Origin of the sequence: Daejeonella sp., from assembly GCF_044342615.1 — a bacterium.
In the GTDB taxonomy this organism is placed as follows: Bacteria; Bacteroidota; Bacteroidia; order Sphingobacteriales; family Sphingobacteriaceae; genus Daejeonella.
On sequence record NZ_JBIIPN010000022.1, the window covers coordinates 14,123 to 28,017 of the forward strand.

Consider the following 13,895-nt stretch of genomic DNA (forward strand, 5'->3'; position numbering starts at 1 on the left):
GAAGGGAAAAAGCGTATAAGCTTTGAGATTTCACTATTTTTGAATTTTTATACCTTCCAGCATATGCGCCAAAATGGGTTCACATTTTTCTTTGCAACAAGGGTAATAATTTAAGTGTTTCCAATGCTCCGACTTTGGCGATTGTCCCCACCAAAATTCGGCAATGGCTAATGGTTCCATCTGATGTTTAAAGGCGTACTGTAAAAGTTTCGGTCCGGCACATTCGCCAGCCCCCGCAGGCGGATTTTTATAAGATGCAGCTTTAAATATCTCATTAAGGCTTTTTTCCTCACCGTGTTTATTCAAAAATGTATAGTGATTAAATAGCTCATTTTGAAGTGTATTCGAGTGTTTTTTTCGAGCTGCTTTCATCAATCGAACATCTTCTAAATAACCTTCAGCCTTTAAATGTTCTTTTTCTTTGATGACATTATTGATGCGCGCGAGTTCGGCCATTCCAGTATTTAGGAAACCACCTTCTTGCAAGCTATCAAAAACTGGCGGGACAAATTTAGAGTGATGATTTCTGCCCGCCATTTTTCCTGAAAATGCTGCGATATATCCTAGTTCATTTTGGGAAGTTTTCACGACTAAAACTCCAAACATTTTGCCGATGATGAAACCTTTTTGTGTGGGATTTAATCCGAAATTATGCTCCCAATCGCTTTGATGCTTAAGGTATTCTTGTAAATCTTTGGCAGCTAAAAGGCATAGAGGATGAGGTTTATTATCCTTTAAGAAATTAAACTGATCAGGTGCCTCTAGCTCAAGGGCAAAACTTGTGAAATAAGGATCTTGTTCTTTCTGTGACAATTATTAAATGTCTGATGAAATGGTCAGGCCTTACAAAGGTATTTAATTCCCACCAAGAATAATGGGTGCATTCTTTCCATTACCCATGATTATGATTTTAGCATTAGGTGATAAAGCAATTTCTTTTTGAGCCTTTATGGTTTCATATTGAAGTTGTTTATCACTTAAACCAGTAGATAAGATTTTTTGATAATCAGCAATACCTTGTGCTTCAACACGCTTACGCTCAGCTTCTTGACGCTCTTTTTGAAGAACGAAGGTCATTTTTTGAGCATCTTGCTCTGCATTGATTTTAGATTCAATAGTGGTTTTTACCGAGGCAGGTAGAGTGATATTTCTTACTAGGAGTTGCTCTAGTTCTAATCCGCGTTTAACAAAACTTTTATTGATGGTATTAAATATTTTATTTTGAAATTCATCGCGCTTGCTTGAATATAATGCTACCGCATCATAAGAAACGGCATTGTCTCTGATAGCAGTTCGTGCAATTGGCCTTACAATTTTATCCAGATAATCTGTTCCAATGGTGCGAAGAATTTCAGGTGTGGCAGAGGGTTTAACCTTAAAAAGTACTGAAAGATCGATGATAACTTCCAAACCGTCAGCAGAAAGAACTCTAATGGCATCATCGCCACTTTTTCCTCCTTCATCATTAACACCCGACATGGTATAGTTTTGGGTTTTTACATCGAAAGTTGTAACCTCCATCATTGGATTAACAACATTCAATCCGCTATAAAGCACATCATCATTTACCTTACCAAAAAGAGTTTTTACGCCTACTTCACCCGATTCAACAACTTTAAACATCGAGAAAGAGGCACCAATTAATATTAAAATTATTGCTCCAATACGTGTAATTTTACTGAATCGCGCTGCCTGACCATCTTGAGAGGCCATAAAAAAACTAGCTAGAAGTGCAAATATTCCGATGATGATTAAAAACATGATTATGATTTTTTATTAGTTAAAATTACAATAATTCTAGGTGAAGGCTCTTCATAATAATTTGTATTTCTTTTTCAACTCACGCCGAATATTTGTTTTTACTCAGCAACCTTAAAAGATTCACTTTCTGTATTAAGAATTTTATTTTCTCTTAAAATTCTTTTCCTTGCAAAAAGAAAATAAACAAGACCGGCCAAGAGATTAATTATACCTATAAAACCTAAGGTCCACATGATTTTTTCAGTTAAACCTGTTTTGTTTGATTTGTAAATTTCTCTGAGTGCAATGAAACTGTATGCTAGTATTAAAGCAAAGTTTATCACTGTAATAGGAAAAGGGACATCAATCTTAAAATACCAAGCTAAATATTTGAAAAGAGTTATCCCTAAACTAATAAATAATAATGGCTTGAATAATCTTTGCATTTCCATTTTTCTAATTTCAAATCAATTTTACAATATAAGTATAAATACTCACAATTCCAAATTTATCTTATATAATTGCTAATAAATAGATAGCTATTTAAGACAAGGTATAAAAATGCAGGTAAGGAGCGCCAAAAGCCATCCCTAATTTTAAGTCGCACAAGAAAACCAAATAGCATTAATAAGGCTAGTCCCCCACTAGAAAACATAAATATGGGATAGAATTTTAATCCAACAATTAAGCCTAGTCCCCCTAATATTTGCAAAGTACTGGTCATAAAAGCAAATTTTTCCAATCCATAGCGCTTAAATTCATTCTTCATACCTGAAGAAAAATAATAGCTAAAACCGTAAAACAAAAAAGATAATGCCGAAAACCAGATTAAATAAAGATCAATTACACGCATTAATGGATGATATCTGCATAGAATCCTGCAATAAATAAGGATAGAATTAATAGGATTAATGAAGGCAAGTGCTTTGAGAATGGATTTTTAACTTTAAAGTGTGCCATTTGTGCGCAAACCATTAAAAATGCCATTGATAATGCCGAATAAAGAAGCAAATCTGTATACCAAATACCTGTAATTAATAAGGTGGCAAGAGCTATTTTTGAGGCGCCTACTACATTTCTAATCACATCTGGTAGCCCGTACTGTTTAAATTCAACAACAATATTGTCGAATCTAAATATCCAAACATAGGCTACAGATAGCGCAAGTATAATTTGGCTAATTATTACAAGTTTTTCCATGGTATTTATATTATTGGTGGGAAATTTTTGATAGGCACAAATATTTTATTCTGTATTTGAAATATGTCTCTTGCAAAAATTTTTAATTCTCCGTGAAGGTACTTATACTGGCTGAATAATAGCTGTTTGCAGATTATTTATTTTGAAGATGGTTTTTAGACTATTTTAAATTAGCTAGCATGGATAAAAAATTCTATGTTATTATTTCATTCCAAAATCCAAACACATTAAAAAATTGTAATATTATCCATGCTCTATTGCATAATTCATTATTTTTTTTGTTTTTTTGTATAATAAATCTAAAAACACACACAAATTAAAAATGAACTGTTTACACTACCAGGCCAATACACATTCATTAAGCCCTGTGGCTTATATGAGAGGTATTGTTTGTAGTAATTTTAGGCCTGAGAAGTTAGTGTTGCGTTTCCGACGACCCTTTATGCCGCGGACTTGAATCTTGGCATTAATTAAAAGGTAGCCGGACCTTCCTACCGGTAAAAAATCAATCAGATTATTCACAAAAGAAAGACGTTTCTTTTTTCCGCTTCAAAAACGGATTTTTTTCTTTAAATCAATGAAAGAAAACGAATTTGTTGTCATACCGGCAACAGACCTTCATACTAAATACGCAGAGCAGATATGTGATGAAATGGCAGAATCTGCCAAAGCTAGAGGTACAGGAATAGCTCGAAGAACTCCAGAATACATTACTCAAAAAATGTTGGAAGGTAAGGCAGTAATAGCCTTGCATCAAGATGGCACATGGGCAGGTTTTTGTTATATTGAAACTTGGAGTCATGGGACTTTTGTGGCCAACTCCGGACTCATCGTCAATCCTGCTTTTCGAAATAAAGGTCTTGCCAAAATGATCAAACGGACTGTTTTTGAGCTTTCGCGGAAGAAATATCCTGATGCAAAGATCTTTGGATTAACAACCGGACTTGCCGTGATGAAGATCAATTCAGAATTAGGCTATGAACCTGTAACATATTCGGAACTTAGTCAGGATGAAGAATTTTGGAAAGGCTGTAAGAGCTGTGTGAATTACGATATTTTGATGAGTAAGGATCGTAAAAATTGCATGTGTACTGCCATGCTTTGGGATCCTGTTGAAAAGGCAAAAGAAATTGAACAGAAAATGAAAGAGGCCGAAGCGTTTAGAAATAAGTCTGCTAAAGAACATCTAAACAAAGTATCTCGCAAACAAACATTACTCGAACGTATTGAGCAAAAATTGCGGAATTCATTAAAGGTGCTTTTGGTTTATTGCATTATTTGTTAAAATCTAAAAAATTAAATGATGAAGAAGAAGGTAGTTTTAGCTTTTAGTGGAGGTTTAGATACTTCCTTTTGTTGTATTTACTTATCTAAAGACCGTGATCTAGAAGTTCACTCTGTAATTGTAAATACAGGTGGTTTCTCTGAAGAGGAACTCAAGCAAATTGAAGAAAGAGCTTATGCCTTGGGAGTGAGCTCCCATGCTGTAGTGGATGAAACTCTCAATTATTACGATAGCTGTATCAAATATTTGGTTTTTGGAAATGTACTTAAAAATGCAACATATCCACTTTCTGTGAGCGCCGAGCGCGTAAGTCAGGCAACAGCAATTGCTAAATATGTGAATATGATTGGTGCTGACTATGTGGCACATGGTAGCACTGGCGCAGGAAATGATCAGGTTCGTTTCGATATGATTTTTAATATTATGATTCCTGGAGTAGAGATTATTACTCCCATTCGCGACCTTAAACTGAGCCGTGAAGCAGAAATTGAATACCTAAACAAACATGGTGTAGAATATACTGCTGAAAAGGCTAGATATTCAATTAATAAGGGTATTTGGGGGACTTCAGTTGGTGGAAAGGAAACCCTAACATCAAACCAAACTTTACCTGAAGAGGCTTGGCCAACGCAAGTTAGTCAAACGGAAGAACGCGATATTGAACTCGGCTTTGAAAAGGGTGAATTAGTGGCAATCGATGGACAAAATTATTCGCCAGTAAAGGCTATTCAAAAATTACAAGAAATTGCTCAGTCTTACGGAATTGGAAGGGATATTCATGTGGGTGATACGATAATTGGAATTAAAGGGCGCGTTGGTTTTGAGGCCGCAGCACCGATGATCATTATTAAAGCGCACCATACTCTTGAAAAGCATACTTTAACCAAATGGCAATTGAGCTGGAAGGATCAATTAGCATCATTTTATGGAAATTGGCTTCATGAGGGGCAGTTCCATGATCCAATTATGCGCGACATGGAGGCATTTCTTTCTAGTACTCAGGAAACTGTTTCCGGGAAAGTTTTTGTTAAATTACATCCTTATCGTTTCCAAATTATAGGTATCGAATCTAAGCATGATCTGATGTCGAATAAGTTCGGTAGCTACGGTGAAATGAATAATTCATGGTCGGGAGAAGATGTAAAAGGATTCTCAAAAATCTTTGGTAATCAAACGATGATTTGGCATCGGGTAAACGATAAAAAATAAAAAATGAAGACAATTAGGATTGGAATTGCTGGTGGTGCTGGATATACTGGTGGTGAATTACTTAGTGTACTAATTAATCACCCCTATGCCGAAATAGTTTTCGTACATAGCAATAGCAATGCTGGTAAACCTATTTCTGATATTCATAGCGACCTCTTTGGTGATACCAATCTTAAATTTTCGGATACCCTTTCACAAAATATTGATGTTTTATTTCTTTGTGTAGGACATGGCGATGCTAAGAAATTTCTGGATGCTAATCCAATCAATGAAAATGTAAAAATCATTGACCTTTCTCAGGATTTTAGATTAAAGAACAATTCTACGCAGGCTAAAAGAAATTTTGTTTACGGTTTACCGGAATTAAATAGAGAGTCGATAAAAAAAGCCGATAATATTGCTAATCCAGGTTGTTTTGCCACCTGTATTCAGCTTGGATTATTACCTCTTGCTGCTTCAGGCAACTTAAATTCAGAAATTCATATCAATGCTACAACGGGCTCAAGTGGTGCAGGGCAAAGTCCGGGTGCCACCACACACTTTACTTGGAGGAATAATAATCTTTCCATTTATAAGCCATTTGAACATCAGCATTTGAATGAAATCGGTGAAAGTTTGACCCAGTTGCAGAAAAATTTTAATGAAGAGATTTCGTTCATTCCGCAAAGAGGTAATTTTAGTAGAGGGATTCTTGCTGCCATGTATTTGGAAAGTAGTCTTTCATTAGAACAAGCTCAAAAATTATATTCCGACTATTACGAATCTCATCCATTTACACATTTAAGTCTAAAAAATATTGATTTAAAACAGGTTGTGAATACAAATAAAGTTTTAGTTTATTTAGAGAAACATGGCAATAAACTATTCATTATCAGTATTATAGATAATTTATTAAAAGGTGCAAGTGGTCAGGCTGTTCAAAATATGAATTTGATGTTTGGCTTGGATGAGATGGCAGGATTGAAATTAAAGGGTATAAGATTCTAGTCCCAAATTAAATTGAGACTAGATTCCGATTTTTAAATTTTAGGGTAGTTCAAGCAATTGGCTATCCGCTTTTAACATATTAAACATGAAACTTTTCGACGTTTACCCACTTAATCCCATTGAAATTGTAAAAGCTAATGGTAGCAGTGTTTGGGATTCCAATGGGAATGAATATTTAGATTTGTATGGTGGTCATGCGGTAATTTCTATTGGCCATACACATCCTCATTATGTGCGTCGAATTACTGATCAATTAAATAAAGTTGCTTTTTACTCCAATTCAGTCATTATTGCCTTACAACAAGAATTGGCTGAGAAGTTGGGTAAATTATCCGGAAAAACCGATTTTCAATTGTTTTTATGCAATTCTGGCGCAGAAGCCAATGAAAATGCCTTGAAATTAGCCTCTTTTTATAATGGAAGGAAAAAAGTCATTGCATTTAAAGGGGCTTTTCATGGTCGGACTTCCTTAGCTGTTTCAGCAACAGATAATCCCAAAATTATTGCACCAGTTAATCAAACAGATAATATTACATTTCTTCCTTTAAATGATGAGCAGGCCTTGGAAAAGGTATTTCATGATTTTGGAAGTGAAATTTCATCGGTAATTATTGAGGGTATTCAAGGAGTTGGCGGCATAAAAGAAGCCTCAAAAAGCTTTTTAATGAAGATTAGATCGCTTTGCGATCAATATGACGCGGTTTATATTGCCGATTCCGTTCAATGTGGTTATGGTCGTACGGGTAATTTTTATGCACATGATTTTGCGGGTGTAGATGCAGATATTTATTCTATGGCCAAAGGTATGGGCAATGGTTTCCCAATAGGTGCAATTTCTATTGCTCCCAAGTTTATACCTTGGCATGGCGAATTAGGGACTACCTTTGGGGGAAATCACCTAGCCTGTGCCGCTGCGTTAGCCGTTCTGGAGGTTCTGGAGGAAGATAATCTCCTAAATAATGCAGAAAGTGTTGGTAATTACTTAATTACTGAGTTAAAAAAAATCGATAAAATCTTAGAGGTTAGAGGTAGAGGATTAATGATAGGAATCGACCTTCCAGAGGAGTATAGTCATGTGAAAAGGGATTTACTTTTTAAACATCGTATATTTACTGGTGAAGCTAAACCAAACGTTATCAGGCTTTTACCTGCATTAAATATCACAAAGGCACATGCTGATCAATTTTTAGAGGCATTAAAAATTGAATTAAATAATTAATTGCCTAGATCTTGACATTCGAATATGAAACTATTTTCTTCCGTAAACGACATATCTAATTTAAAAGAGGCTGTAAATCAGGCTTTAATGCTAAAAGCTGATCCTTTTGGGCATCAAAACTTTGGAAAAAATAAAACGCTAGGATTGGTGTTTTTAAATCCAAGTTTAAGAACTCGTTTAAGTACTCAAAAAGCAGCTTTGAACCTAGGCATGAATGTAATGGTTATGAATCTCGATAAGGAGGGATGGGCATTAGAGACAGAGGACGGAGTGGTGATGAACGGAACCACCGTTGAACATATTCGTGAAGCTGCAGCAGTGATGGGTGAATATTGTGATATTCTTGGCTTTCGCTCCTTCCCAAAACTTCAAAATCGTGAAGAAGATTATAGCGAAGGCCTTTTTAATAAGTTTGTGAAGTTTAGTGGTGTGCCTGTTATTTCTTTAGAAAGTGCAACGCTTCACCCACTGCAAAGTTTCGCAGATTTAATTACTATTGAAGAACATAAAAAAATAGTAAAGCCTAAAGTCGTTTTAACTTGGGCTCCTCATGTTAAATCTTTGCCACAGGCGGTTCCCAATTCTTTTTCTGAATGGATGTGCCGCGCTCAAGCTGAAGGAATGATTGATTTTGTAATTACTCATCCCCAAGGACTAGAATTAGCAGAAAAATTTACTCCAGGTGCAAAAATTGAGTATAATCAAGATGCAGCTTTGCAGGGGGCAGATTTTGTGTATGCTAAAAATTGGTCATCTTATAATGATTACGGAAAAACAGTTTCTGGAGCCGAATCTTGGATGATTACTCATAAAAAGTTGGCTCAAACCAATGAAGCTAAAGTGATGCATTGTTTACCTGTTCGTCGTGATTTTGAGCTTTCTGCAGAAGTTTTGGATGGCCCACATTCACTGGTTATAAAAGAAGCAGCAAACCGTGTTTGGTCGGCACAAATGGTATTGAAAAATATGCTTGAGGGATTAAAATGAAATTGTTGAAGATCATAAAAATTGGTGGCAATGTAATCGATAATACGGAGCATTTGAAAAGCTTTTTGTCTGATTTTGCCACAATTCAGGGACCTAAAATATTGATTCATGGTGGTGGTAAAATAGCTACTAAAATATCCTCTGAGCTTGGTATTGAATCCAAATTAGTAGATGGACGGCGAATAACCGATGCAGATACTTTAAGAGTGGTAACTATGGTTTACGCCGGTTTAATCAATAAAAATATAGTTGCAAGTCTTCAGCAAAATGCTTGTAATGCTATCGGACTAACCGGTGCTGATGGAAATATTATTCGAGCTAAGAAGCGTCCTATAAAAAAGATTTTTTCCAAAGAAATGAATCAAGAAATTGATTTGGATTATGGCTTTGTTGGCGATTTGGATGATAGCTCAGTAGATTCCGAATCACTTTATATATTACTTGAATCTGGATTTACTCCAGTTTTTTCGGCAATTACTCATGATGGTAATGGTCAGCTTTTAAATACCAATGCAGATACAATTGCATCTGTTTTAGCCGTTTCTATGGTTAAGCACTATGATACATCACTTATTTATTGCTTCGAAAAAGCGGGTGTTTTAATGGATGTTGATGATGAAAATTCTCTAATCAAATCGATAAATCCAAATAATTATAGTGATTTGAAGAAGGATGGGATTATAAACGAAGGAATGATTCCTAAATTAGACAATGCTTTTGAAGCGATTAAAAATGGCGTTAAAGAGGTTTGCATTGGCAAATCTGATGCCTTGTCTGATTTGAATCAAAATAATTTCGGTACACGAATTACAAAATAAGATGGTTCTGTTGAATACAATAGCATCTTTAAGAAGCAAGAATATTGTAAGCTCAAACGGCTGATGGTTAAGCTTCCCTTAATCTGGATTTGCATAGTCGCCGAGAAGATGAAATTGAAAAAAGAGTTTAAATTATCGGCTCAAAAGGCCGGTGAATTATATGAAAAGGAATAATAAAATGCACACTACACTTTTTAATGATAGTTTAGGTCTTCTTCAAAAATTAATTTCCATACCTTCTCTAAGCAAGGAAGAGGCTCTTACGGCAGAGGCTATAGATTTATTTTTGAAGGATCGTGGCGTCAAAACTCATCGTAGGGAAAATAATATTTGGGCATTTAATAAACACTATGATGCCTCAAAACCAACTATTTTATTAAACTCACATCACGACACGGTCAAACCCAATTCTAGTTATACTCGCAATCCTTTTTCTCCTGATCTGGAGGATGGTAAGCTATTTGGTTTGGGAAGTAATGATGCTGGGGGCTGTCTTGTTTCATTGATAGCTTGTTTCTTGCATTTTTATGAGCAGGAAAATTTGAAATATAATCTTTGCCTGGCGGCTACTTCTGAGGAGGAAATTTCGGGTGCAAATGGACTAGAGCTTATCGTTCCTGATCTTGGTCCTTTAGAATTTGCTATTGTTGGAGAGCCTACATTGATGGATCTTGCAATTGCTGAGCGGGGATTAATGGTGCTTGATTGTGTTTCCCATGGCAAAGCGGGTCATGCTGCTCGCGAGGAAGGTGAAAATGCAATTTATAAGGCTATTAAGGACATTGAATGGTTCAGAACCTATGAATTTGCAAAGAAATCAGCTTTATTTGGTTCCATTAAAATGAGCGTTACCATCATTGAGGCGGGCTCACAACATAATGTGGTTCCAGCTATTTGTAACTTCACAGTGGATGTGAGGGTAACAGATGCCTACAGAAATGAGGAAGTAATCAAAATTATCCGTCAGCATGTAAATTGTGAGGTAAATCCACGTTCTGTACGATTAAAATCTTCATCAATTAGCGTAGATCATCCTATTGTGCTTGCAGGAATCGCTTTGGGTAGAAAAACCTATGGCTCACCCACAACCAGTGATCAAGCCTTGTTAGATATTCCATCTCTCAAAATTGGTCCCGGTGATTCTGCCAGATCTCACATGGCTGATGAGTACATTTATGTAAACGAAATTGAAGAAGGTATAGATCTTTATATTCAACTTATCAGTAAAATTGTGTGATGTCGCGAGATTTAACCATAATTTTGGAGTCTGATAGGGTCTTACTTCGTCCGCTAAGTTTAGAGGATGAAGAAGCATTGCAGCTTATCGCCGACGATGATTCACTTTGGGTTTATGGTCTCCAAGATCTTTCAAAACCTGGCGAACTAAATAAATATATTCGAAAAGCCCTAGAGGATCGCGAGAATGAAACTACTGCGGTTTGGGTAATTATTGATAAAAAAACAAATCAAATGGCCGGTTGTACGCGCTTAGCTGAGATTTCTTGGAAAGATGAGCGTGGACAAATTGGTTGGACTTGGATAGGTCGCGATTTTCAGGGTAGCGGATTGAATAAAGAGATGAAATTCCTAATCTTGAGATATGGTTTTGAGGTTTTAGGGCTCAATCGCATTGAATTTAAAGCAGATGAACGAAACCATCAATCTCGGCAAGCCCTTTTGAGTATTGGTGCTATGCGTGAAGGAATTTTGCGCCAACATATGAAAATTCATAATGGTTATATCCGAAACACAGTATTTTATAGTATTTTGGCTTCTGAATGGGATACTGTAAAGGAACAATATTTTAAAAATTTCATTCATAATCATGACTAAGCTCTGGCAAAAAGATACACAAACTGAATATTCTGTAGAAAAATTTACAGTGGGTAATGATCGTGAGCTGGATAATCAGCTTGCAGCTTTTGATGTACTTGGTTCATTAGCTCATACGCGCATGCTTGAAAGCATCGGGCTTTTAGAGAAGGCGGATCTTGATCAAGTTCAAGCAGGTTTGAAAATTATTTTTAAAGAAATTAAGGAAGGCAAATTCAGTATTGAGTCGGATGTGGAAGATGTACACTCTCAAGTAGAATTATTATTGACCCGAAGAATAGGTGAGGCTGGCAAGAAAATTCATAGTGGCAGATCACGCAATGATCAAGTTTTAGTAGATCTTAAGTTATTCTTTAGAAGCGAAATTCAAGGGATTGTAAAAAATACAGAATTCCTTTTTAATCAGTTAATTAAGCAGAGTGAAGAGCATAAGGATAAATTGTTTCCAGGCTACACTCACCTTCAAATTGCGATGCCTTCTTCTTTCGGATTATGGTTTGGAGCTTATGCTGAAAGCCTTGCCGACGATATGGAAATGATGCTGGCAGCTTGGAAGATTTGTAATAAAAATCCATTGGGTTCAGCAGCTGGATATGGTTCTTCTTTCCCTTTGAACCGTAGCATGACTACCCAGCTTTTGGGCTTTGATTCACTTAATTTTAATGTGGTTTATGCTCAAATGGGACGTGGGAAAACCGAGCGGATTCTTGCACAGGCCATGTCGTCTGTTGCGGCAACTTTAGCAAAATTAGCGATGGATGCCTGCCTTTTCATCAATCAGAATTTTGCATTTATTAGCTTCCCCGACGAACTAACTACCGGTTCAAGCATTATGCCTCACAAGAAAAATCCGGATGTTTTTGAATTAATTCGTGCGAGATGTAATAAAATTCAAGCGCTGCCGAATGAGATTGCTCTAATGACTAGCAATCTTCCTTCTGGTTATCACCGCGACCTTCAATTACTGAAGGAAAACCTTTTCCCGGCTTTCAAATCATTGAACGAATGTTTAGAAATGACCGCTTTCATGCTTCAATCTATTCGCATTAAGGAGGATATTTTAAAGGATGAGAAATATGCCTATCTATTTAGCGTAGATGCGGTTAATGAGCAAGTATTGAGTGGTATTCCTTTCCGTGAGGCCTATAAAAATATTGGCTCGGCTATCGAAAAGGGCGAATTTAAAGCTCCTGCATCAGTAAAACATACGCATGAAGGAAGTATTGGCAATTTATGTAATGAGCAAATTCAAAGTGCTTTTAAAGATGTTTTATCAGGGTTCAATTTTGAGAAAGTAGATTCTGCGATTTCTGATTTAATTGCTTGATAATTAAATAACTATAACATTATAAGATCCTGTTTTAAAATGAATATATCCAAACTAGCAAATAACCTTGAGGGTTCTGAAATAATAAAAATTGCCGGCGAAATTAATGAGCTAAAGCGTAAAGGGGAACAAATTGCCAACCTAACCATTGGCGATTTTGACTCTTCAATTTACCCAATTCCCAATGAGTTAAAATCGGGAATTATGGATGCTTATGCCGAAAATCAGACCAATTATCCTCCTGCTGAAGGGGTTGCAGTGTTGCGTGATCAGGTTTCAGCATTTTTAAAGGAACGCTTCGGTTTAGAATATAATAGCAAGCAAATATTAGTCGCGGGTGGCTCACGCCCATTGATTTATGGCACTTTTATGGCCCTAATTGATCTAGGCGATAAGGTAGTTTATCCTACTCCATCTTGGAATAATAATCACTATTGCCGTTTTACAGGTGCTAAAGAAATTCCGGTAATTACTACTGCTGCAAATAATTTTATGCCTACAGCAGAAGAAATTAAACCGCATCTGAAAGGCGCAACACTTCTCGCCTTGTGTTCTCCCTTAAATCCTACAGGAACAATGTTCTCTAAGAAAGATTTGGAAGAGATTTGTGATCTTGTTATTGCAGAAAATAAGACGCGTACGGCAGATGAAAAGCCTCTTTACATCATGTATGACCAGATTTATTCACTGTTAACCTTCGGCGATCAATTTCATTATGATCCGGTAAGTCTCAGACCAGAACTTAAAAATTATGTGATTTATATCGATGGTATTTCAAAAGGTCTTGCCGCAACTGGTGTTCGAGTAGGATGGGCTTTCGGTCCGGAGCATGTAATCGATAAAATGAAAACTATTGTTGGGCATGTGGGAGCCTGGGCACCTAAGCCCGAGCAAGTGGCCACAGCTAAATATCTTACGCAACAGAATGAACTAAATGATTATCTGAAAAATTTTAAAGCTAAAATTCAGAAAAGTTTAGATGCGCTTTATCAAGGTATTATTCAAATGAAAGCGGATGGTTTTGCTGTGGATGCTATAAATCCGATGGGCGCTATTTATTTGACAGTTCAAGTGGATTATATTGGTAAAACTACTCCTGAAGGTGAAGTCTTAAAAAATAGTACAGATGTTAATTTTTACCTAATCAAAGAGGCAAAAATGGGTATTGTTCCTTTTTCGGCATTCGGGACAAATAACAGTGTGAATTGGTTTAGAGCTTCTGTTGGTGCTTGCTCTTTGGAGGATATTCAAGAGATGATACCGAGAATGAGATTGGCGCTGGGTAAGCTT

The 13,895-nt window shown here is 36.3% G+C and carries 15 protein-coding genes; 10 read left to right on the forward strand and 5 right to left on the reverse strand.

What is annotated here, in order from left to right:
• Nucleotides 1–33: 33 nt before the first annotated feature.
• From ACIQ0D_RS03510 to ACIQ0D_RS03530, 5 genes are all read right to left on the reverse strand, one after another.
• Nucleotides 34–813 (reverse strand): hypothetical protein, encoded by a 780-nt coding sequence (locus tag ACIQ0D_RS03510; protein ID WP_395803141.1) that lies wholly within the window; start codon nucleotides 811–813, stop codon nucleotides 34–36.
• Between the two features lie 42 nt (nucleotides 814–855).
• Complete coding sequence (locus ACIQ0D_RS03515) at nucleotides 856–1,761, reverse strand: prohibitin family protein (protein ID WP_395803143.1); 906 nt, start codon at nucleotides 1,759–1,761, stop codon at nucleotides 856–858.
• Between the two features lie 98 nt (nucleotides 1,762–1,859).
• Nucleotides 1,860–2,192, reverse strand: a complete 333-nt coding sequence (locus ACIQ0D_RS03520) for a hypothetical protein (protein WP_395803145.1) — start codon at nucleotides 2,190–2,192, stop codon at nucleotides 1,860–1,862.
• Nucleotides 2,193–2,248: 56 nt separating this feature from the next.
• Complete coding sequence (locus ACIQ0D_RS03525; protein ID WP_395803147.1) at nucleotides 2,249–2,593, reverse strand: hypothetical protein; 345 nt, start codon at nucleotides 2,591–2,593, stop codon at nucleotides 2,249–2,251.
• A complete protein-coding gene (locus ACIQ0D_RS03530) occupies nucleotides 2,593–2,940 on the reverse strand; it encodes a DoxX family protein (protein ID WP_395803149.1) in 348 nt (115 codons plus the stop codon). Before ACIQ0D_RS03530 ends, ACIQ0D_RS03525 begins: the two co-directional genes overlap by 1 nt.
• Nucleotides 2,941–3,517: 577 nt before the next feature.
• Between ACIQ0D_RS03530 and ACIQ0D_RS03535 the strand changes: the two genes are divergently transcribed.
• The 10 genes from ACIQ0D_RS03535 to ACIQ0D_RS03580 form a co-directional block, all read left to right on the forward strand.
• Nucleotides 3,518–4,225 carry a GNAT family N-acetyltransferase gene (locus ACIQ0D_RS03535; protein WP_395803150.1) on the forward strand — a complete coding sequence of 236 codons (708 nt, stop codon included), beginning with the start codon at nucleotides 3,518–3,520 and terminating at the stop codon, nucleotides 4,223–4,225.
• Nucleotides 4,226–4,243: 18 nt separating this feature from the next.
• The gene (gene argG, locus ACIQ0D_RS03540; protein ID WP_395803168.1) at nucleotides 4,244–5,434 is read left to right on the forward strand and encodes an argininosuccinate synthase; all 1,191 of its coding nucleotides are present in this window, start codon (nucleotides 4,244–4,246) and stop codon (nucleotides 5,432–5,434) included.
• A gap of 3 nt (nucleotides 5,435–5,437) precedes the next feature.
• Nucleotides 5,438–6,421, forward strand: a complete 984-nt coding sequence (gene argC / locus ACIQ0D_RS03545; protein ID WP_395803152.1) for an N-acetyl-gamma-glutamyl-phosphate reductase — start codon at nucleotides 5,438–5,440, stop codon at nucleotides 6,419–6,421.
• A gap of 85 nt (nucleotides 6,422–6,506) precedes the next feature.
• Entirely contained in the window at nucleotides 6,507–7,640 is a 1,134-nt protein-coding gene (locus ACIQ0D_RS03550; protein ID WP_395803154.1) for an aspartate aminotransferase family protein, read from the forward strand.
• A gap of 24 nt (nucleotides 7,641–7,664) precedes the next feature.
• A complete protein-coding gene (locus tag ACIQ0D_RS03555; RefSeq protein ID WP_395803156.1) occupies nucleotides 7,665–8,627 on the forward strand; it encodes an acetylornithine carbamoyltransferase in 963 nt (320 codons plus the stop codon).
• Nucleotides 8,624–9,445: an acetylglutamate kinase gene (argB, locus tag ACIQ0D_RS03560; RefSeq protein WP_395803158.1), complete on the forward strand. Its 822-nt coding sequence runs from the start codon at nucleotides 8,624–8,626 to the stop codon at nucleotides 9,443–9,445. Before ACIQ0D_RS03555 ends, argB begins: the two co-directional genes overlap by 4 nt.
• Before the next feature lie 178 nt (nucleotides 9,446–9,623).
• A complete protein-coding gene (locus tag ACIQ0D_RS03565) occupies nucleotides 9,624–10,682 on the forward strand; it encodes a M20 family metallo-hydrolase (protein WP_395803160.1) in 1,059 nt (352 codons plus the stop codon).
• Nucleotides 10,682–11,278: a GNAT family N-acetyltransferase gene (locus tag ACIQ0D_RS03570; protein WP_395803162.1), complete on the forward strand. Its 597-nt coding sequence runs from the start codon at nucleotides 10,682–10,684 to the stop codon at nucleotides 11,276–11,278. Before ACIQ0D_RS03565 ends, ACIQ0D_RS03570 begins: the two co-directional genes overlap by 1 nt.
• A complete protein-coding gene (gene argH, locus ACIQ0D_RS03575; protein WP_395803164.1) occupies nucleotides 11,271–12,605 on the forward strand; it encodes an argininosuccinate lyase in 1,335 nt (444 codons plus the stop codon). The genes ACIQ0D_RS03570 and argH overlap by 8 nt, the downstream gene beginning before the upstream one ends.
• Before the next feature lie 39 nt (nucleotides 12,606–12,644).
• A partial coding sequence (locus ACIQ0D_RS03580; RefSeq protein ID WP_395803166.1) for a pyridoxal phosphate-dependent aminotransferase occupies nucleotides 12,645–13,895 on the forward strand: 1,251 nt, incomplete at its 3' end.

Excerpts from the sequence above, each read along its gene's own strand:
- ACIQ0D_RS03515 (WP_395803143.1), bottom strand. The coding sequence starts at position 1,761 with ATGTTTTTAATCATCATCGGAATATTTGCACTTCTAGCTAGTTTTTTT.
- ACIQ0D_RS03520 (WP_395803145.1), bottom strand. The coding sequence starts at position 2,192 with ATGGAAATGCAAAGATTATTCAAGCCATTATTATTTATTAGTTTAGGG.
- ACIQ0D_RS03525 (WP_395803147.1), bottom strand. The coding sequence starts at position 2,593 with ATGCGTGTAATTGATCTTTATTTAATCTGGTTTTCGGCATTATCTTTT.
- ACIQ0D_RS03530 (WP_395803149.1), bottom strand. The coding sequence starts at position 2,940 with ATGGAAAAACTTGTAATAATTAGCCAAATTATACTTGCGCTATCTGTA.
- ACIQ0D_RS03535 (WP_395803150.1), top strand. The coding sequence starts at position 3,518 with ATGAAAGAAAACGAATTTGTTGTCATACCGGCAACAGACCTTCATACT.
- argG (WP_395803168.1), top strand. The coding sequence starts at position 4,244 with ATGAAGAAGAAGGTAGTTTTAGCTTTTAGTGGAGGTTTAGATACTTCC.
- argC (WP_395803152.1), top strand. The coding sequence starts at position 5,438 with ATGAAGACAATTAGGATTGGAATTGCTGGTGGTGCTGGATATACTGGT.
- ACIQ0D_RS03550 (WP_395803154.1), top strand. The coding sequence starts at position 6,507 with ATGAAACTTTTCGACGTTTACCCACTTAATCCCATTGAAATTGTAAAA.
- ACIQ0D_RS03555 (WP_395803156.1), top strand. The coding sequence starts at position 7,665 with ATGAAACTATTTTCTTCCGTAAACGACATATCTAATTTAAAAGAGGCT.
- argB (WP_395803158.1), top strand. The coding sequence starts at position 8,624 with ATGAAATTGTTGAAGATCATAAAAATTGGTGGCAATGTAATCGATAAT.
- ACIQ0D_RS03565 (WP_395803160.1), top strand. The coding sequence starts at position 9,624 with ATGCACACTACACTTTTTAATGATAGTTTAGGTCTTCTTCAAAAATTA.
- ACIQ0D_RS03570 (WP_395803162.1), top strand. The coding sequence starts at position 10,682 with ATGTCGCGAGATTTAACCATAATTTTGGAGTCTGATAGGGTCTTACTT.
- argH (WP_395803164.1), top strand. The coding sequence starts at position 11,271 with ATGACTAAGCTCTGGCAAAAAGATACACAAACTGAATATTCTGTAGAA.